The sequence below is a fragment of the Rahnella sp. CG8 genome, assembly GCF_023701875.1.
GTDB classification, from domain to species: Bacteria; Pseudomonadota; Gammaproteobacteria; order Enterobacterales; family Enterobacteriaceae; genus Rahnella; species Rahnella aceris.
The window spans coordinates 300,737-321,203 of record NZ_JABAED010000003.1; the positions used below are offsets into that span (position 1 = coordinate 300,737).

General features: G+C 56.5%; 17 protein-coding genes. 10 read left to right on the forward strand and 7 right to left on the reverse strand.

Features of this window, described 5'->3' with window-relative positions; all coding sequences use genetic code 11:
- The first annotated feature begins 1 nt into the window (after position 1).
- The 7 genes from HGO41_RS04755 (at position 2) to tssG (ending at position 9,648) form a co-directional block, all read left to right on the forward strand.
- A complete protein-coding gene (locus HGO41_RS04755) occupies positions 2 to 1,681 on the forward strand; it encodes a T6SS effector phospholipase Tle3 domain-containing protein (protein ID WP_250980826.1) in 1,680 nt (559 codons plus the stop codon).
- Positions 1,666 to 2,016, forward strand: coding sequence for a hypothetical protein (locus HGO41_RS04760; protein WP_250980827.1), 351 nt, complete (start codon positions 1,666 to 1,668; stop codon positions 2,014 to 2,016). The genes HGO41_RS04755 and HGO41_RS04760 overlap by 16 nt, the downstream gene beginning before the upstream one ends.
- Positions 2,013 to 2,270: a PAAR domain-containing protein gene (locus tag HGO41_RS04765; RefSeq protein WP_153375186.1), complete on the forward strand. Its 258-nt coding sequence runs from the start codon at positions 2,013 to 2,015 to the stop codon at positions 2,268 to 2,270. The genes HGO41_RS04760 and HGO41_RS04765 overlap by 4 nt, the downstream gene beginning before the upstream one ends.
- Positions 2,270 to 3,586 carry a KPHS_23130 family T6SS system protein gene (locus HGO41_RS04770; RefSeq protein WP_250980828.1) on the forward strand — a complete coding sequence of 439 codons (1,317 nt, stop codon included), beginning with the start codon at positions 2,270 to 2,272 and terminating at the stop codon, positions 3,584 to 3,586. Before HGO41_RS04765 ends, HGO41_RS04770 begins: the two co-directional genes overlap by 1 nt.
- Positions 3,587 to 3,711: 125 nt before the next feature.
- The gene (locus HGO41_RS04775; protein ID WP_250980829.1) at positions 3,712 to 6,810 is read left to right on the forward strand and encodes an ImcF-related family protein; all 3,099 of its coding nucleotides are present in this window, start codon (positions 3,712 to 3,714) and stop codon (positions 6,808 to 6,810) included.
- A gap of 13 nt (positions 6,811 to 6,823) precedes the next feature.
- Positions 6,824 to 8,599, forward strand: coding sequence for a type VI secretion system baseplate subunit TssF (gene tssF, locus HGO41_RS04780; protein ID WP_250980830.1), 1,776 nt, complete (start codon positions 6,824 to 6,826; stop codon positions 8,597 to 8,599).
- On the forward strand, positions 8,563 to 9,648 hold the full coding sequence (gene tssG / locus HGO41_RS04785) for a type VI secretion system baseplate subunit TssG (RefSeq protein ID WP_217244545.1): 1,086 nt from the start codon (positions 8,563 to 8,565) through the stop codon (positions 9,646 to 9,648). Before tssF ends, tssG begins: the two co-directional genes overlap by 37 nt.
- Positions 9,649 to 9,691: 43 nt before the next feature.
- On the opposite strand, the gene HGO41_RS04790 is transcribed toward tssG, so the two are convergent.
- From HGO41_RS04790 to HGO41_RS04815, 6 genes are read right to left on the reverse strand one after another with little or no spacing between them, the layout of a single operon-like run.
- Complete coding sequence (locus tag HGO41_RS04790) at positions 9,692 to 10,462, reverse strand: ABC transporter ATP-binding protein (protein ID WP_112151588.1); 771 nt, start codon at positions 10,460 to 10,462, stop codon at positions 9,692 to 9,694.
- Between the two features lie 24 nt (positions 10,463 to 10,486).
- Positions 10,487 to 11,353: an ABC transporter ATP-binding protein gene (locus HGO41_RS04795; RefSeq protein WP_112151589.1), complete on the reverse strand. Its 867-nt coding sequence runs from the start codon at positions 11,351 to 11,353 to the stop codon at positions 10,487 to 10,489.
- Complete coding sequence (locus HGO41_RS04800; protein ID WP_112151460.1) at positions 11,325 to 12,230, reverse strand: ABC transporter permease; 906 nt, start codon at positions 12,228 to 12,230, stop codon at positions 11,325 to 11,327. The genes HGO41_RS04795 and HGO41_RS04800 overlap by 29 nt, the downstream gene beginning before the upstream one ends.
- Entirely contained in the window at positions 12,227 to 13,243 is a 1,017-nt protein-coding gene (locus HGO41_RS04805) for an ABC transporter permease (protein ID WP_049804371.1), read from the reverse strand. Before HGO41_RS04805 ends, HGO41_RS04800 begins: the two co-directional genes overlap by 4 nt.
- Positions 13,244 to 13,284: 41 nt before the next feature.
- Entirely contained in the window at positions 13,285 to 14,928 is a 1,644-nt protein-coding gene (locus HGO41_RS04810; RefSeq protein WP_379670768.1) for an ABC transporter substrate-binding protein, read from the reverse strand.
- 51 nt (positions 14,929 to 14,979) lie between these two features.
- A complete protein-coding gene (locus HGO41_RS04815) occupies positions 14,980 to 16,134 on the reverse strand; it encodes a mandelate racemase family protein (RefSeq protein ID WP_037033211.1) in 1,155 nt (384 codons plus the stop codon).
- Between the two features lie 388 nt (positions 16,135 to 16,522).
- Here HGO41_RS04815 and exoX point away from each other — a divergent pair, with 388 nt between their 5' ends.
- The gene (gene exoX, locus HGO41_RS04820) at positions 16,523 to 17,185 is read left to right on the forward strand and encodes an exodeoxyribonuclease X (RefSeq protein ID WP_013578051.1); all 663 of its coding nucleotides are present in this window, start codon (positions 16,523 to 16,525) and stop codon (positions 17,183 to 17,185) included.
- Between the two features lie 4 nt (positions 17,186 to 17,189).
- Here the strand turns inward: exoX and HGO41_RS04825 are convergent, their stop codons facing one another.
- Positions 17,190 to 18,095, reverse strand: a complete 906-nt coding sequence (locus HGO41_RS04825) for a LysR family transcriptional regulator (protein ID WP_153375170.1) — start codon at positions 18,093 to 18,095, stop codon at positions 17,190 to 17,192.
- 134 nt (positions 18,096 to 18,229) lie between these two features.
- Between HGO41_RS04825 and HGO41_RS04830 the strand changes: the two genes are divergently transcribed.
- Together HGO41_RS04830 and HGO41_RS04835 are read left to right on the forward strand one after the other, a co-directional pair.
- Positions 18,230 to 19,651: an MFS transporter gene (locus HGO41_RS04830; RefSeq protein ID WP_217244544.1), complete on the forward strand. Its 1,422-nt coding sequence runs from the start codon at positions 18,230 to 18,232 to the stop codon at positions 19,649 to 19,651.
- A 39-nt stretch (positions 19,652 to 19,690) separates the two neighbouring features.
- The gene (locus HGO41_RS04835; protein WP_013578048.1) at positions 19,691 to 20,380 is read left to right on the forward strand and encodes a helix-turn-helix transcriptional regulator; all 690 of its coding nucleotides are present in this window, start codon (positions 19,691 to 19,693) and stop codon (positions 20,378 to 20,380) included.
- The last annotated feature ends 87 nt before the right edge of the window (positions 20,381 to 20,467 follow it).

A 20,467-nucleotide genomic window follows, 5' to 3' on the forward strand; every position in this document is an offset into this window, starting at 1 on the left:
CATGTCTGAAGCCTATCAACACGATCAGCCTACTCGTTTACTGAACAGCGAGACGACTCCTAATGGTATTCAACAAGCCAGAAGTACCATGAGCCCCCAAAATGTTTGTGTTCGAGGGGAGGTAAGAAAAGGTGCCCAACTTCCAGGCTTGGTTATCTTTGTTCATGGCGTAAATTCTGAAGGCGAATGGTACCTCAAAGCAGAAGAGCATCTCTGCAAGGGTCTTAATCAGCGTCTTGGACTGGAGGGCTCTCCATTTAGTTTAAAACCTAATGCATATAATGAAGATAATACGTTTCCAGTAAAATTAACTCAGAAAGGCAGATCTCCTGTCATCCGTTTCTACTGGGGATATAGAGCACAACCCGGCACAGAAAAAGATTTTGTCATCCCACTGAGAACTGCAAAAGGCGACAGTTATACCGACCTCAGTGATCAACAAATTAAGAATGGTAATAACCGGTTTTTCTGGGGTGGAGGTCCTTTCCAGAACGGCTGCACATCACTTTATTCGCTGTGGAGCAAATATGGCTTCAGTAAATGGGTCAATAAAATCCCTATCCCCTTCAGTACGCAGTTTATCAATGAAGAAACTGACCGCCTTTTGGCAAACGCACCACCGCGTGAATATTATTCTCACGCTGCTGAACGACTGGCAAATTTGGTGAGAAAGATCCGCGAACTCAGCCCGACTGATACCGTAACTGTTATATCTCACAGCCAGGGCACTATGATTGCTACTGCCGCAGCGGCAATGGAGGGTGCCGCACCCGATGCGCTCTTTGTGATGAATTCTCCGCTCTGTCTGGAAAGCAAAGGGATGGACTATCTCTCCTATCCATTAGCGGAATGTATTTCTGAAGCCGCGAGACGCATCACCTTTGCTGACATTGTTGCAAAAGTGGCTGAAAACAAGGACCGGCTTAAGAACGCCAACCCGAAGAAACTCGTCTGTGGTCTTGATGGTGCATGCGAGAACTGGCAACCGGATGGGGAAACCTCCAATCCGGATGTTCCTGAGCGGGACAATCACGGACGCACGTATATTTATTGCAGCCCACATGATCGGGTAATGGGGTCGTCACCCTTATTGAGTATTGGCTGGCAAGGGCTTCCTAATACGAAAGCCAGCAACTATACCCAGCCACACCCTGTCTTTGCGATGGTGCCGGAAAACTCACTTTTTGTGCGCATGCTCGCCCGTAATATGGCTTGTGGCGAAGCACCTAATCCGCAAACACCGTTCGGTACGTTGCCAGATATGAGCAGGGACTGGAAGCCGAATGGCGGTAAGACATTCTGGGACAGCAATGATTCTGTGTTTAGTCGCCAGGCATGGCCTAATCCTGACCCAAACCAAAAGCTGTTCATCAATGCCGAGCAGGTCCCTCTGCCAATAACAGCGGAGCAGTTGGCTGATTTCGATAAAGACCGTAAACATATTAAAGATTTGCCCGCCGATAAAGCAGCACATTCTATCTATTTGGCTGATAAAAATTATGACAGTTATGGTTATAGCTGGAGCACCAATGCCCCGGAAACAGGGAAGCCCAACGACAATACCTACAAATATTATATCAAGCTGTATGGCTTCAATGAGCGCAAAACCTTCCCTGTGCCACCAGGCACGATAAACGGAATGTTGACAGGGAAAGCGTTGAACAGATGCGAACGCGCATAAGCCAGTATATTTCCCGGCCTGCCGATCACAGTGATTTACCCCAAAATCCGCTGTTCCTTCAGCAGGTAATGGCCTACGACTTGCCTATTGGATTCTGTAACATCGGACAAAACGAAACACAGATGCAGATGCTGCGCGATATGGCTGACTGGACACATATTGGATCCGATGATTACTACCAAACAGGCACTTTCACGCCACCTCCGCTGCCGCCCATTATCCGTAAAGACGTGGATGCCGATGCCCAGCAACGTTATGACGCGGCGGTGAAAAAGGCCGAGGCTGACAATATCGCGTTAGTCCGGGCACAGAAACCGCAGGGAGAACTCGCATGAAAAATGTCGTAGTTCTTGGAGATAAAACTTCCCACGGCGGCGCTGTGATTTCTGCTTCATCGACGTTTGAGATTGAGGGCAAAAATGCTGCACTGTTAAATGACAGCGTGAGCTGCCCTGAACACGGCCCGAACCGCATTATCGAATTCGAGCCGGGTTATGAGGAGCAGGGAAAAGGGATTGTGGTACATCTCTGCAAAACTGAATGTGGGTCGGTAGTATATGCCAGCTTCCCTGACGCAGGGTTCGAATAATGGGCTGGTCAGTTCCTCAGGCTGAACCTCAGCAAAAGCCACCTGCGTGGTCACCGTGGGTGTGCGTGTTTATTTTTCTGCTGGCTTTTGCACTGGCTTTAGTCTGGGTCGTGCTCGATACGCCATCAACCGGGTTGTATCCGTTGTCTTCAGGTCATTATCTGCCGCTGACCGGCTTCACATTGGTTGGGATCCTGTCTTGCCTGTCGCTTTATCTCCTGATATGGGAGGCCGGTGCGCTGATGTATTACAGCTGGATGCACTGGCAGGCAAATACATATGCGGCGTGGCAAAACTGGACCCATCAGCATCTGCATATCGTTGATAGCGTGAACTTCACCACCCGTCTGGATTTATACCCACAGGTCGCGGGCCTCTCCCGTCCAGAAGGCGATAACGAGGAACCTGCCGTGTTGCTGTTTCCTGAGGACGAGGCGCCGCCGGGTATTTATCGCTTTGAAATCATCTGCCGCCATATCCTGACATCGTTTGAAGACGCCATTAAAGCGCTGAATCTGCCAAAACAGGTAACGTTCAGACTCTTTGTGCAGACGCAGACGGAGGTGACCGAAACACACGTTCTCTACCTCGGAGAGCTCTGGCAAACGCTTTATCCCGGATACTCGTTACAGGTAAACCCTGTCCGCCCGCAGGCGTCTCTGGAAACTGTGGAAACCTGCTTAGACGCACACACGCCCTGTCTCGTTATTGCGATGCAGTATTACGACGGCGTGGAGGAAAAGCCTCTCAGCGAAATAGCGACTGGCCTGCTGCTCTCCCCCGCCGACTTGCTTAGACCAGATACCCTGCAAAATGCCCCGCAGCTCTTCAGAGCCATGCCGTTAAATCTGAAAAAACTGCCCGAAGATTTGCTGGAACTGCGAGACATGACGCAGCAGCCGACAGAGTCTCTTCGCCTGCTGTGGTTCTCCGGGCTGACCGACACCCTGCGTCAGAAGCTCAATACCGTCGTCCATGACGTGAAATTACCGCTGCGCAAAGAAGCCCCTATGGGCGGGCAGCTGGATTTCGACAAAGGCTGCGGGATGTATGGGTCATTTTCAGGCTGGCTGATGATCGGCGCCGCCGCTGATATGATTAAGCGCGGTCAGGGCAGCCAGTGGGTATTGGCCGCCGCAGAAGAGTCAGCCTGGGCAGTCGTTGTCGGGGATCAAGCGCCGGTTCAGGCTGACTATCACAGCCAGTTACCCCGCGATGTCTACCCTGCAGGATGCCTGGTCGCTTCACTGCTGTTCAATCTGGTGTTGTTCTGGTCCCTCGGCAATACCTTCCCGGACTGGCTGTTTTCTTTCTGAGGCGCGATCACGCTGATCCTGACACTGGTTGTCACAATGACTGGCAGCGCCGTGGGCCTGCGGATCGTGTTAAATCGCCTGCTTGAGCCGCACTTTATCCGTTCTGCGCAGCAAGGAAGCTGATTGTGAAGAAATTCATCAAGCCACTGGGAATACTGTTCCTGCTGCTGGCCGTCGCAGTCGCGATTATCAGTGTGTTCCGGCAATACGGCGTGTTTTCTTCGTCCTCAAAGGACTCCGGCATTTTAATGACCGTTCTGGTCATCACGCTGACTGTCGCGCTTATTGCCCTGTCATTTACCCTCGTCACCACATCGGCCAGCTGGCGGGTTCCTGTGCGCCCCAAATTCGCATCGAAGGGTACAGAATCAGAGCGGCCCGTTCAGGCGTCCATTGATGTTGGCCGGTTAAAATCTGCCCTCCGACATCGCTACGGCCTGCGCTGGAAGCGCAAACTCCCCTGGCTGCTGGTGATGGGCGAAGCGACGGATATTGAAGCGGTCGCGCCGGGACTGACTCAATCTGGCTGGATGACCGTCGGCAATACCCTGCTGTTATGGGGCGGGTCGCTGGCGACGGGCGGCAATACGGCAGATCTTCAGGCGCTGCGCCGTCTGCGTCCTCACGCCCCTGCCGATGCGCTGATCTGGGTCAGCCATGAGACGCAATACACTCAGGCGGAACAGGCTGACGCGGTACTTCGCGGGTATGAAATCGTCCGCCACCGGCTGCGCTGGGAACTGCCGGTGTATCTGCTGGACCGCCGCGAACTGACCTGGCCGCAACCCGAACGGCCGGTGCAGCTGGTCGGTGTGTTCGATAACAAAAGGCTGTCGCCGGCGTCTTTATCGTCCTCTGTCGATTCCCTGCTTACCGAACTTCGCGCACAGGGCATGGCACAAATCAGCGGAAACCTGAGCCATGCGTTTTTGCTGCAACTGGCCAGTGATTTAAAAGTCCGCCTGACCGGTTGGACGGATGCATTCAAACCGCTGCTCAGTGGCTATTTTCAGCTGCCGCTGTACGGCGTGGTGTTTTCACCGGCGCTGACGTTACGCGCCTACAGCCCGCATGAACGTGCGGATTCTCCGGTCTGGCGGGAATTGTCTGCCGGCATTCACCGCCGCGCCGGTCGTCCGGTTGGGGTAACGGCGCAAACAGTGGCGAAGTGGAGTGCCGCGACCGCGATGCTGGTATTGGCCATCGGTACAATCGTGTCCGGCATCAGCAATTACCGGCTGGTGACCGGCAGTGCGGAGCAGGTACAACAGGCGAAAACCTCGCCCTCGCCTGCGGTCTTGTCTTCGCTGCAACATAGGGTGCAAACCTTACTGGCTCAGCAGGAACAGGGCACGCCGCTGTATCGCCGGTTCGGTCTGGACATAACGGGTTCGCTGCTTCCTGCCCTCTGGCCGCAATACTCGGCGCTGGCCCATCGGCTTATCGTTCAACCGGCCGAAAAGCAGCTTAGTGCGGCGCTGATGTCACCCACGCCGTCCTACGATGCCCTGAAAACCTACCTGATGCTGGCCCAGCCCGACAAAACCACCGGCGCAGAGGCGCAGCGCTATTTAACGCAACAGCTGACGCCGTTGCTGAAAAACGTCGCGCCGCAGGATATCGCTTTTATGACCGCGCAGTTCGCCCGGCATCCTGACTGGAAAATCCAGCCTGACAGGGCGGCGGTCACGCAGGCGCGGGCGGCCTTGCTGAACGCCATGAGCGGCGCGGACGCAGAACAAAAACTTTATGGTTCCCTGATTGACCGCACCTCACGTAACTTCGCGAATTTGTCGCTGACGCAGTTGCTTGACGGTCAGGAGACCGGCGGAATGTTTACTCTCGACGCCGACGTACCAGGCAGCTTTACCCGCCAGGCGTACGAAGGCGCCATCGCGCCGGAGATTGCCGCACTGGTCACACAGCGTCAGGAACAGGTCGGGTGGGTACTGGCCGAGCCTGGGCATCAGGTGGAAGCGTCACTCTCCCCCGCCGCGCTGGGTGAACGGTTAACGGCGCGCTATTTTGCCGAGTACGGCACCGCGTGGCAGAAAACGCTTAACCAGCTGAAGCCGCATACGGCGGCGAATCCGGCAGAGCAGCTGGCACTGGCTTCTGACGTCAGCCGGTCGCCACAGATAGCGCTGATGAAACAGCTGGCCTGGCAGGGACTGGCGGGCAGCCCGAACGAACGACGCAGTGAGCTGATTCCTGCCCTGCAGCCGGTGTTTGGCGGCATCGTCTCGATGGCGACCGGTGCCAGTAAAGGGAACGGTATTACGCTGTCGGGCTGGCGGTCACAAACCGCAGGGCTGCGCGACAAGATGCGCAACCTGTCGGCGGCCACCGGCGGCACGGCGGCACTCTCGCAGTCGGTATTTCGCGGGACACAGATTGATAACGCGGTTTCTGAGTTGCCCGCCCGTCTGCGTGCCCAGCTGGGCAGCGGCTGGCAACCGATGGCACAGGCGCTGTTTTTGGCGCCGCTCAGCCAGACATGGAAAGGCGTGATGACCACCGGCGTAAAAGGGATGGATGCGCAGTGGCAGCAGGAGATTGTCGCGGTCTGGCACAAAGAATTCGATAACACCTTCCCGTTCACCGACAGTCCGAAAGACGCGTCGCTGGCGGCGCTGAACGATTTTATCAATCCGCAGACCGGCCTGATTGCCGGTTTCATCCGCGAGCGTCTGAACGGCGTGCTGGAGTACAAAGACAACCGCTGGCAGAAGGCCGACAAACTGCCTCCGGGACTGACGGTGAACGCCGCGTTTCTCAGTAAGCTAAACCAGCTCGACCGCCTGGGTCACGCGCTTAACGATACGGGCTGGGGATTTCGTTTCAGGCTGCAGGCGGGCACGGCCAGAGACGTGGTGCAGACCGAACTGAGCATCGACGGCCAGAAGCTGTTGTACTTCAATCAGATGCCGTTATGGCAGGACATTCAGTGGCCGGGCGACACTTACTATCCCGGTGCATCGCTGGTGTGGACCAGTGTCCATGCCGGTGCGCGGCTGTATTTTGATACGCCGGGCACCTGGGCATTTTACCGGCTGCTGAAGAAGGCCAAAATTACGCCGGTGGACAACACACATTATCTGGTGGTCTGGACCGCCGGAGACGGCCTGCCGCTCAATTACCGCCTGGCCTTTGTCGCAGGTAATAATCCGGTCAGCCTGCTGAAACTTGATGGTTTCAGATTACCTACCACGATTTTCCGATAACGCAGGCACCGACATGGAAGACGATTTCTTAAAATATTTTGACGGCGAAATGCGCTACCTGAAGGAAGCCGGGCTGGAGTTTGCGAAAGAGTTCCCGGAGCTGGGACGCGCGTTAGGTCTGGACGGCAGTCCGGTACCGCGCGATGACTCCGTCGAACGGCTGTTTCAGGGCTTTTCGCTGATGATGGCCAAGCTGCGTCAGAAGATAGATGACGATATTCCCGAGCTGACTGAGCCTCTGCTCTCGCACCTGCTGCCGGTGATCAACCGCACGCTGCCCTCCACGGCAGTGGTCGAACTGACACCGGTCGCGCCGGAGCTGCATGTGCGCGAAGAGGTGTTGCCCGCTGAAAGCGATTTGTTAACCCAGCCACTGGGCAACGACCGTCAGCGCTGCGTTTATCGCACCACCCGCGACCTGAAAGTCCATCCGTTTGCGCTTGATAACGTCTCGTTATTCACCCTGCCCGAAGGCCAGCAGGCGCTGAAACTGCGCTTCACCCTGCCCGCCCTCACTGAAATCCGCCGCGCCGACTGGCAAAACATCAGCCTGTATCTCAACGGCGACCGCGTGCTGCAGTCTGCGCTGTATCTGGCTCTCAGCCGTCAGGTAAAGCGGGTTAACGTGCGGTTCTGGCAGGAATCGACAGAGCTGACGCCTGTAGACGTGCAGTTTGTGCCGCGCTGGCAGGCAGAAAACGACGCCTCAATCTGGCCGGAGAGCGACAGCCCGGCCCTGTGCGGCGAGGTGCGCCCGTGGCTGGAATATTTCACTTCACCGGCGCGTTATTTCTTTATGCAGCTGCGCGGGCTGGAAACCCTGACCTTTCCGCCGGACACCACCTCGTTTGATATCGAGGTGACGCTCAGCGAACGCTGGCCATACGATCTGGCCGTGCCGCCGGACGCCATCCGCATGCACTGCGTGCCGGTGATCAACCTGTTCCGCCTGCTGGCCCAGCCGCTGTCCGTGACCGCCGCAGTCAGTGATTACCGCCTGCGACCGCACCGCCTCAGCGACGGCCACACTGAAATCTATGCGGTCAATGACGTCGCGGAAGTGACCGAAGACAACGCCGAATTCAGCTACGTGCCCTACAGCCAGTTTCGCCAGAAAGGCGGCATGCTCCAGTATAAGAAAAACTGGCCCGACCGTTATTACCACACCCGCATGTACCGGGGTCCTTCCGGACTGAACGAGACCATTTTAATGCTCGGTGGACGCACCCACGAGGCGCAGAACGGCCTGAAGATGCGCCTGAACATGACCTGCACCAACGGCGCGTACCCGCGCATGGCGTTACAGGAGAGCGTATTCGACGGTGAGACCGCCCCGGGTAATCTTGAGCTGAAGTGTGCGACCCGCACGCGTCCCTCCATGCCGCATTACCCGCCGACCGCTGAACTTTACCAGTGGCAGGTGCTGTCACTGCTGCATCCGCAGGCCATCGCCGGTCTGATGGAAATCGACACGCTGCGTCACGCGCTCAGCCTTCTGGACTGGACGCATGACCCGGACAACGCGCGCCGCATTGCGGGCATTACACAGGTGAGCTATACGCCGTCGCACTACCCGGCAGAAGGCTGGCACGGCGTGGCTATCCGCGTAATGCTGGATGAACATCAGTTCTGCGGCCAGGGCGACGCCCTGCTGTTTTGCGAGGTTCTGGAGCAGTTCTACACCCAGTACGCCGATATCCGCCGGTTTATACAGCTGACGGTGACACTCAGTCAGTCCGGGACAAAATGGGCATGGCCGGAACGCCGCCTGACGCGGGTGTTGTTTTGATGACGCCGGATGATTTTGATGACCATGCAGAAAAGAAAGAGAACGCCCTGAAGGAATTCTGGCGGGACAAGGACGGGAACGACCGGGCGCACGCCTTTAACTTCTACCGTTTCTGCCAGTTGCTGGAGAAACAGCTCTCGGATAAGAAACCGTTAGGCAGCACCTTCTCGCCGAAAAACGACGCGGTGCGTTTTCGTCCGCATCCGGGGATGGGTTTTCCGGTCAGCGAGCTTAAAGCCGTCGAAACGAGCGAAGTACGCCCGGACGCGCCGCCGACGGTGCGCACCACCTTTATGGGGCTGTACGGCGTGGATTCGCCGCTGCCGACCGGCTACATCGATGACATCACCCAGCGGCGCGAAGGTCACGAGGCGCTGGAAGCCTTTTTAGACATCTTCAACCACCGGATGATGACGCAGTTTTACCGCATCTGGCGAAAGTACAATTATCCCGCCACCTTTGAAGACGGCGGGACCGACAAAACGTCGCGCAGCCTGATGGCCCTGACCGGCATCACCGACAGCGGCGACGTGCCCGCCTCGCGATTGCTGGCGTTATTGCAGCCGCTGGTCAGAACTACCCGCACGGCGGAAGGTATCACCAGCTTGATCCGCTCGCAGGCACCCAACACGCAGGTCACCGTAAAACCGCATAAGGTCACGCGGATACCCGCCGGCAAACGTGCTAGATTCTCTTTCTCAGCTCAGCAACGCCTGGGCGACCATCTGGTTCTCGGCAGTGAAACCTCGGATGCCAACTACTGCATTGGCGTGGAGATGTTTACCGAAGACCCAACTGAGGCCAACGGCTGGCTGCCCGGCGGTCAGTTGCGGGAAGACGTCTTTACCCTGCTGCGCGTCTATCTGGGGTGTGACTACGACACCAGCCTGACGCTGACTATTCCGATGAAGCTCGCACCGCTGCCGCGTCTGGGCGATCGCACTCTGTTCGCGGGTTACAACGTGGTGCTGGGATTGCGGGAAGATAATCTGGATAAAATGCCGGAGCAGGTGACGATGAAACTGGGCAGGATCAGGGATAAGAGGTAAAAGGCCGCTGCATCACTGCCGCTACAGTGGCCTTTTATCCTTCCTATAGCATCACTTTTGCCGCCATTTCCCGGCTGTAGTCACGGCTGGCATCGACCAGCACACGGGTGTAGTCATCCCGGATATCGCCGCGCAGCAAGGCATCAGTGTCCAGCGTTTCGAGGATTTTGCCGTATTTCATTACTGCAACACGCTGGCAAAGATGGGCGATAACCCCCAGATCGTGTGTCACCATCAGATACGTCAACCCTTCCTCTTTTTGAAGATCGAACAGCAAATTAAGTATTTCCGCCTGCACGGAGACATCCAGCGCGGAGGTCGGTTCGTCGAGCAGTAACACGCGCGGTTTCAGGATCAGCGCCCGCGCAATCGCCACGCGCTGGCGCTGACCGCCGGAAAGCTGATGCGGATAGCGGCTGCGGAATGCGCGGTTCAGACCGACTTTTTCCAGAATGGTGTTAATCCGCTGCTCCCGCTGGTCGATACGGTGGATTTGCAACGGTTCTTCCAGAATATCGCCAATGGTGTGGCGCGGATGAAGTGAACCATACGGATCCTGAAACACCATCTGTACCAGTCTGCAACGCTCGCGGCCAATGCGGTGCTCGAGCTGCTGACCATCGATTTCCAGCTCACCCTGCCAGTGAGTAAACAATCCCGCCAGACATTTCAGCACCGTGGTTTTACCGGAACCGGATTCGCCCACCAGCCCGAAAATCTCGCCTTCACGCACGGCAATATTGACCTCGGTCAGCACCTGCGTGGTCTTCGCGCCCTCACCGAAACTCAGGTTCAGGTTGCGCACGTCTATCATCGTTTTCTGTGGCATACGTGCTCCTTAATCGGTCAGCCAGCTGGCCTGACGTTGCATCACCGGCAGCGGATAACGGCGGTTATCCATGTCCGGCAACGCGTTCAGCAGACCACGGGTGTACGGATGCTGCGCGTTATCCAGATCGGTTGCGGCAATGGATTCGACAATGCGCCCGGCGTACATCACCAGCACGCGGTCGCAGAAACTGCGCACCAGATTGATGTCGTGACTGATAAATATCAGCCCCAGACCGCGGGTTTTCACCAGGTCATCAAGCAGCGCCAGCACCTGCAAACGCACGGACACATCAAGCGCCGATGTCGGCTCATCGGCAATCACCATTTCCGGGTCAGTGATCAGCATCATCGCGATCATGATGCGCTGCCCCTGTCCGCCGGAAATCTCGTGCGGATACAGGCCGTATACACGTTCAGGTTCGCGGATACGCACCACGTCGAGCATGTTCAGCACTTTGCTTTTGGCATCGTTATAGGAACATTTGTGGTGCGAACGCCACGCTTCGGCAATCTGATCGCCGACGCACAGCACCGGATTCAGTGAGTATTTCGGGTCCTGCATAATCATCGAAATCCGCTTACCGCGCACTTGTCGCATCTGCGCCGGGCTGGCGTGCAGCAAATCCACATCGGCGAACTGCATTTTGCTGGCGGTGATACGCGCTTTCGACGGATGCAGATGCAGCAGCGCACGCCCCACGGTGGATTTACCCGATCCGGATTCACCGACTATCGCCAGTTTTTCGCGCCCGAGCTGGAAAGACACGCCGCGTACTGCCTGCGTGACCTGACGGCCATTCACAAAGCTGACGTGCAAATCCTGCACATCGAGTAACGCCGGAGCGTCAGTCATTTCGGGGATCGAGAATGTCACGAAGGCCATCTCCTAAGAAGTTGAACGCCAGGCTGTTAATCAGGATCGCCAGACCGGGGATTGTTGCCACCCACCAGCACTCCATCATGTACGTACGGCCGCTTGATATCATTGCGCCCCATTCCGGATCCGGCGGCTGGGCGCCAAGCCCGAGGAAGCCCAGACCGGCTGCGGTCAGGATAATCCCCGCCATATTCATGGTGATACGGATGATCACCGACGGCAGGCACAGCGGCACAATGTGACGCCACAACACCCGCACCGGACTCGCGCCCTGCAAACGCACCGCCGAGATAAAATCAGCCTGTCGCAGCGAGAGCGTTTCGGCCCGCGCCAGACGCGCAATCGGTGGCCAGGCGGTGAGCGTAATGGCGATCACCACATGTTCCAGCCCCGGCCCGAGTGCCGCGACAAATGCCAGCGCCAGCACCAGACTCGGAAAAGAGATGAAGATGTCAGTGACGCGCATCAGCACCATGTCGGTTTTCCCGCCGAAATAACCGGCGGTAACGCCCAGCAACAGGCCAAGCGGCCCGACGGTGACCGACACCAGCAACACGATGTACAGCGTGATACGCGAGCCATACACCAGACGGCTGAAGATATCGCGGCCAAACTCGTCAGTGCCGAACCAGTGCGCCGCCGACGGCGGGCTGAGCGCATTGTTTAAATCCTGCACCAGCGGGTGAAACGGTGCGATCCACGGCGCAAAAACCGCCACAATCATCAGCACCAGAACAATCGCGCCACCGATGGCGGTCAGCGGATTACACGCCATCTGCCACAGAAAATGGCCCGCCCGGCCAAACGCCCTTTTCACGCGCTGACGTTTTTCGTCGCCCGCGCTGAGCGTGACGGAATCAAGGGAAATCGTCATACTTTTGTCCTCGGGTCAAAGACCTGATACAGCAGGTCAGAGAGCAAATTCAGCACCACGAAAATCATACCCACCACCAGCACACAGCCCATCACCGCATTCATATCGCCCAGCATCAGGCTGCTGGTGAGATACGAACCGAAGCCCGGCCAGGAAAACACGGTTTCGATCAGCACCGCGCCTTCCAGCAGCGAGCCGTATGCCAGCGCCACCACAGTCAGCAACTGAACCAGAATGTTGCGGAACGCGTGATTCCACAGCACATGCCATTCGCTCAGCCCTTTCACGCGGGCGGTGATGATAAATTCCTGCGAAAGCTGCGCCAGCATAAAACTGCGGGTCATGCGGCTGATGTAGGCCAGCGAGTGAAAACCGAGCAGTGACGCGGGTAAAATCAGATGATTAAGCGCGTTGCGAAACACTTCCCAGTTGCCTGCGATCAGTGCGTCGATCAGCATAAATCCGCTGTGGCGGGTAACCTGTCCGTCGAGGCTGAAATCCAGCCGCCCGGCACCGCCGACCCAGCCCAGCCAGGCGTAAAACACCAGTAAGCCCATCATGCCGACCCAGAATATCGGGGTGGAATAGCCAGCCAGGCTGATGATGCGCACCACATAATCCGCGATGCTGTTGCGTTTTGCCGCCGCCAGCACACCGAGCGGAATACCGACGCCCGCACCGAGAATGATCGCCAGCGTCGCCAGTTCCATGGTGGCCGGGAACACGCGCAGAATGTCCTGCGTCACCGGTTTACCGGTCAGCAGCGCATTGCCCAAATCGCCATGCGCCAGCCCGGAAAGGTAAATACCGAACTGCGTCCACAGCGGTTTATCAAAGCCGAGCTGATGGTAAACCTGCTCATAGGTGCTGTGGTCGGCGTCCGGTCCGACAATCGCCAGCACCGGATCCACCGGCATCACGCGGCCGATAAAAAACGTCAGCAGCAGCAGTCCGAACAGCGTGACCGCTACCTGCACCAGACGTTTGCCAATGCGCCCGGCAGGGAATGACATCCGCGCCGTTTGCTTTGAAGCAGGAGCCGGAATTTGCATGGTCATAACCCTTTACCTCCGGTTGGCTGCACGTCAGCAGGTTCATCTTTCCAGACGTCACGCAGGAACGTGGTGGCAGAAGGATGCGGCAGGTAGTTTTTGACGTCCCTGCGCACCACAATGGAATCAACCATTTGCGAGAGCGGCACCAGCGCCGGGATCAGCGCGTCGTAGCGTTGCTGAATGGCGAAATACTCCTGTTTCTGTTTCTCGGGGTCACGCTCAAGCAGCGCCTGATCGATATCCGCATTCAGCTGTTTGTCATAGAAACCGGTGCGCCAGCCCTGAAAATTGGTCAGCCGTGCCGCGTCATTGTTATCCGGGTTGTAAACCAGCGCACGCAGGCTGGAATGCGGATGCGGTTCCACGCCGCTGCCGCCGCGCCCGACCAGCATGTCGAACTTGCGTTCACGCATCGCGCCGTAAATCTGGTTGCCGGTACCGGTAACGATTTTGGCGCGGATCCCCGCCTGCATCAGCGTGGACTGCACCGCAATCGCGATATTGAGGAAAGGCTGATCGGCCAGTACCCGCAGCGTAGTATCAAAACCGTTGGGATAACCGGCTTCCGCCAGCAAAGTTCTGGCACGCGGGATATCCAGCTTATAACCCGGATCCGGCAACGTGGCAGGCATACCGACCTGGATAGGACGCTGATGCACGATGCCATAACCGTCCATCAGCGCCTTGCCGATACCCTGGTAATCAATCAGATAGCGCACCGCTTCGCGTACTTTCGGGTTAGCGAAATGTGGCTCTTTCATGCTCATCGCCACGTAATAAATGGTGCCTTTTTTCACCTGATCGACCTGCATGGCCGGGTCGTGGCTCAGCGCTTTCACATCAGACACCGCCATGTTATTGGCAATATCCAGATCGCCTTTTTCAATCATCAGGCGCAGCGTCTGGGATTCCTGAAAATGACGGAATACCACACGCGACAGTTTCGGTTCACCGCGCCAGTACTGCGGATTGCGACTCATGTTCAGCACATCTTTCGCCTGCCAGCTATCGAGACGAAATGGCCCGGAACCGGCTTCGTTGGTGGTGAGCCAGCGGTTACCCCAGTCGCCATTCACTTCATGGGCCTGCACGGTTTTGCTGTCCAGCGCCACCACGCTGCCGAGCGCCGCCAGCGAGTAGATCACCAGTTTCGGGTCATTGGGTTTGGGTAACTGAATTTCGACGATACCGGGAGACGGCGAACGCACCATCTCATCGACATTCTTTTTGCTGAATCCGTAGGATTTCCACACCGAGGCCTGTGCCAGATTGAGATGCAGAATGCGGCGCATCGACCACACCACATCGTCAGCAGTCACCGGATTGCCGGAGTGGAATTTCACGCCTTCGCGCAGATGAAACGTGATGAGGTTGCGGGCGTCGTTGACCTCCCATGAGGTCGCCAGTGCGGGGCGCACGTTGGTGAGTTGTTGCGGATCAAGCTCAATCAGCGGGTCATAGAGATTGACCACGATGCCGACAATATCATTGCCGGTCATCGCTGCCGGATCGAGTGTTAACAGGTTATTCATGTTCATGCCGATGATCAGCTGGTCGGGCGGCGTTTTTGCCTGCGCCGTCCAGCCAGCCGTCATCAGCAGGAGCGCGAAAAGCCATGCGCCCCACGGTTTGCCAGAGTTCATGATGTACCTTCCGGGTAGAGTCAGAGGTTTATTATTTTTTCTGCCCGCAGGTCAGTCGCGGCTGACGGTATGGGTTTCTATGTAATCAAAATTAATGTCCTCTCCGAGGCCGGGGCGGTCAGAAAGATGAACAAAGCCGTGTTCATCCATCGGGTCAACAATGCTGTTCAGGTATGCAGCAGGTTCGTCGTATTCCAGGAACGGATGCAGCAGACCGCGTTCGTACCAGCGACAGTTGCGGATTGCGCCGACCACCGCCAGACTCGCCGCGCCGTTGCCGTGCACTTCGCAGTCCATCCCAAAAGCTTCCGCCAGACTGGCGACTTTCATGCACGGCGAGATGCCGCCGACGCCGTTGGCACCGGCGCGTAAAATGTCGCAGGCACCGGCCTTCACCCAGTCCGCACGGCTGTGGTGCTTGCCACCCAGACTTTCCGGCCCGATCACGTCGATAGACAGGTTTTCCGCCAGCCAGGCATAAGAAGCCATGCTCTCTTCTTCCATCGGTTCCTCGAACCAGGCGAAGTTGAGTTTTTCCAGCGCCTTACCGATGGTCAGCGCCTGACTGCGGCTGTACCAGTGATAGCCGTCGAGCATCAGTTCGATATCCGGCCCGACCGCTTCACGTACGGCGGCGCAGGCTTTGATATCCATTTTCGGATCCGGCGCGAACGCCACCGGCGGCATCCAGGTGTGCAGCTTGATAGCCTGATAACCGCGGGCCACCAGTTTTTCGGCAAACTGCCCGAATTCGTCCGGCGTCGACAGCCCGCCCTTCAGTTCGTCGCCACACATGGTGCTGCCGTAAGCCGGGACTTTTTCGCGAAAACCGCCCAGCAGTTTGTGCACCGGCATATTCAGTTTGCGGCCAATAAGATCCCACAATGCCTGCTCGACAAACGACAGTGCCCGCTCGGTCAGCTGATGCGCACTGCCACGTTGCCAGTGAACCAAATCCTGCCAGAGGCGTTCGCGGTCGAACGGGTTCTGGCCTATCAGCACTTTCCTGAAAAATGCGTTCACCACATGCGGACGCACCACTTCAGGCGGTGCGAACGAATACCCGCAATCACCTTCGTCAGTGGTGATCGTTAACATGGCCATTTTCGCCTGACTTTCTTCACCCGGATGAGAATGACCCGCGCTGTCAGAAACGCGACGGGTCGGATAAGTAAAAACAGAGACTTCAACAGAACTTATTTTCACAGCGATACCTGCCATTACTGAGAGAGTTAACGCCCTTCAGAGCGCTTCGTCATTGCGCGTCCATTCAGCAGTGTGAGCACACTCACACTTCTTTAAAACCGCAATCCAACAATAATAAAATAGCGTTTCATTATTGAACTTAGCCAGTTTGGTGACGCATTTCCACGGCTAAAAGCCGAAAATTTGCCGGTAGATTTGGGCATCTGCACGACGGAATGTGAGCATTTTCACGAAAGTGAGGGGAAGTGTGATCTGTACAGGAAATAGACGGATGGGATGTAGGGGGATATTGCGGCCTTTACTTTGTGATGAGAAAAGTGGGCACGAGGAAGTCAATCCGTTAGGCTAACGTTTTTAGAAGGTGTTTGCTGACCAGTCGGAGTGGAATATGTTGCGCGTTATTGATACGGAAACTTGTGGATTACAAGGCGGCGTGGTTGAAGTGGCTTCGGTCGACATTGAAGACGGGAAAATCGTCAACCCGATGAGTGATCTGGTGCGCCCCGACCGGCCGATAAGCCATCAGGCAATGGCCATCCACAAAATTACCGAGGCCATGGTGGCCGACAAACCGTGGATTGAAGAGATCATTCCGCGTTATCACGGCAGCCAATATTATGTGGCCCATAACGCCAGCTTTGACCAGCGCATGCTACCCGATATGCCGGGTGACTGGATTTGCACCGTGAAACTTTCCCGCCGTTTATGGCCGGGGATCAAATACAGCAACATGGCGCTGTACAAATCCCTCAAGCTGGACGTGGCAACGCCTGCGGATCTGCATCATCACCGCGCGCTGTTTGACTGCTACATCACCGCCGCGTTACTTATCCGCATCATGGATGAATCAGGCTGGACACCGGAAGAAATGGTGACCATTACCGGCCGCCCTGCGCTGGTGAGCACCATGATGTTTGGGAAATATCGCGGCAGAAAAATTGCTGAAATCGCCGAAGACGACCCGATGTACCTGCGCTGGATGCTGAATAACATCAAAGAATTAACGCCTGACCTGCGGATGACACTCAGGCATTATCTGGAGGTAGAGTAACGCGTTACAGCGGCACATTATCACGACACACACCCAATACCAGTTGCCGCAGCCAGCGGTGCGCAGGGTCAACTTCTGAACGCGGATGCCACATCTGGGAAATCGTGATTTCACGGGTCTCCAGCGGCAGTTCGAAAGCATATAACCGGTCTGGCTCAGCAATCATGAATGACGCGGGGATCAGCGCCACCAGATCGGAGTTTTGCGCAATCGCCAGGGCGGCGGAAAAACCCGGCACGACGGCGGCAATTTTCCTTTTCAGCCCGACTTCGGCCAGCGCGTCATCCACAGGTCCGTAAGTGTTGTTGCGACGTGAAACGACAACATGCCCGAACGACACGTATTCGTGCGCGGTAATCGTTTTCTTAAGCGCCAGCGGATGACCTTTTCTCACCACGCCCATAAACCTGTCGCGGAACAAAGTTTGCAAACGAATTTCCGGTCCCATTTCGCCTAAAACACCAATCTCAAGATCTACCCGCCCTTCCCGCAACGCATTGGAGGTTTTTTCCGGTTTTGGCATAAATCGCAGACATACGGACGGGGCCACCTGCGCAGCAGCGGCAATCATCGCCGCACCAAATGCCACCACAAAACCATCGTTGGAACGGATCAGGAAAGTACGCTCAAGTCTGGCTAAATTGAAATCTGCTGATGAAGGCCGCAACAGGGCGCGCGCCTCAAACGCCACATTCCGGGTGCGCTGGCGGATTTCTTCGGCATAAGGCGTCAGCACCATATTTCGTCCGGCGCGCACCAGCAGCGGATCGCCGGTGGTTTCGCGCAGGCGACCCAGTGTACGGCTCATGGCAGAGGCGCTTAATCCCAGACGTCGGGCAGCAGCGGCTACACTTGCTTCAGCCAGCAGCACATCAAGTGCAATAAGTAAGTTCAGATCGGGTTCAGTCATCTGAACAGAGTAACGCAATGGCAATAATGAGAGAAGGCGTTTGGTGCAGGTATTAAGTGCAGATGCTGCGTCTTCCGCACTATATTACCTGCCGGTATAGTTACCTGACTCAATATCAATAAGGCGAATGCGTTATGGAATTATTTTCCGACAAACCAGGCGATGAAGGATTACCCGGCCGTGAACGGGGATTTGCCATGGCCGCCGTGATGATCATGGCAACGATGGCGGTATTCGACGGTTCGATGGTCAACATCGCACTGCCACAGATTGCACATGCACTGGATATCTCGGCAGGTGCAGCGGTCTGGGTGTCGAACGGTTATCTGCTGTCGGCGTCCATGACACTGGCAATCTTCGCCGCGCTGGCCAGCCGCATCGGTTTCCGTCCGCTGTTTGCCGCCGGACTGACGGTGTTCACCCTTGCCTCTTTGGGTTGTGCGCTGTCATCATCGCTCGACATGTTGATTATCATGCGGGTGCTTCAGGGAATTGGCGCAGCAGCCACGCTGAGTATTGGCCCGGCGATATTGCGCTCCGTTTTCCCCAACCGCCTTCTCGGACGAATACTGGGGCTGAATGCTCTGATGATCGCCACCAGCACCGCTGTCGCGCCGGTGCTGGGCGGGACAATATTATCGGCGATGAGCTGGCAGTGGCTGTTCGCGATCAATATTCCGCTCGGCATTATTGCGGTCATTCTTACGCTGCGCGTGGTGCCATCAAACCCCGCCAGTACGCGCCAGCCGTTTGATACTGCCGGGGCGATTTTATCGGCAGTCGCACTGGGCGCGCTGATTATGGCGGCAGAATCCTTTGCGCATCCGGGAAATGACAAACTTGCCACCGCCATAACCTATGGCCTGACGGCGATAATTGCAGGCGTGGCCTTTGTCTGGCGTCAGCGTCGGGCGCCAAAACCGCTGCTGCCGCTCGGCATGTTTGCCTCCACGCGGTTCACGCTGGCGGCCTTCACCTCCCTGGCCTCATTCGTCAGCCAGGGCATCACCTTTGTCGCGCTGCCGTTCCTGTTTCAGAGCGTTTACGGTTACAGCGCCTTTGTTTCCGCATTACTTTTCACGCCCTGGCCGCTGGGGATTATTCTGGCGGCACCGCATGCAGGACGCCTTGCCGACCGTTATCCGGCCGCCATTATTTCTACTGTGGGTCTGGCGGTATTTGCGGTGGGATTACTGTTACTCGCGCAACTCCCCGCGCAACCCCAGGTCTGGGATATCGGCCTGAGAAGCTTTATCTGCGGACTGGGCTTCGGCTGTTTCCAGAGCCCGAACAACCGTGAAATGCTCTCCAACGCTTCACGGGAAAACAGCGGTTATGCCTCCGGCGTACTGGCCATTATGCGCACCTTCGGCCAGTGTCTCGGTGCCGCGTGCGTCGGGGTCATCCTGACAATTTATTCTGCCAGTAGTGTGTTGCAGGAGGCCCGGGCAGTGCAGGTCAGTTTATGGGTGGCGGTGATGGCGACGGTGCTGGCGAGTGTGATAAGCGTAAGCCGCCTGCGAGGTCAGCGCGGTCACTTGCAGGCGGAGAAATAATGGAAATAATAGATAACCGATACCTAAGAGAGTAACACCGTGTCCCGTTCCCAGCGTTTGCTTGATTTAATTCAGATCCTCCGCCGCCACCGGTTTCCGGTGACCGGGTTAACGCTGGCTGCGGAACTCAATATCAGCGTCAGAACGCTCTACCGGGATATCGCAACATTGCAGGAGCAGGGAGCCGATATTCAGGGCGAGCCGGGGCTGGGATATATTTTGCGCCCCGGTTTCATGCTTCCTCCTCTGATGTTTTCTGAGGATGAAATCCAGGCACTGGTGTTGGGTTCCCGCTGGGTATCCAGACGTAGCGACGGGCAACTGAGCGCGGCAGCAAAAAACGCGCTTGCCAAAATTGCAGCGGTGCTGCCCGAAGATCTGCGCATGTCTTTGGAATCGACAACCTTACTCATCGGCCCAGCAGACAATTCTGGCGCAGACGCAGCCTTATTACCGCAAATCCGTCAGGCAATTAAAGACGAACGTAAAATTGAAATTGTTTATCGCAGCCTGAAAAATGAAAGTTCCTCCCGGGTGATCTGGCCATTTGCCCTCGGTTATTTCGATCAGGTTCAGATACTGATCGCATGGTGCGAGTCGCGTCAGAGCTTTCGTCATTTCCGCACCGACTGCATTATGTCTCTCAAACGAACGGATGAGCGCTACCCAAGGCGGCGTCAGAGATTGCTGAAAGAGTGGCAGGATAAGGAACAAATCTCACCTCAGTAACCCGAATCACTCCTGACAGAAACTGGCAGTGGTGGCCACTAAGATACTCAGTAACAGACATCAAACCGGATGTCTTTTCATTCCTGA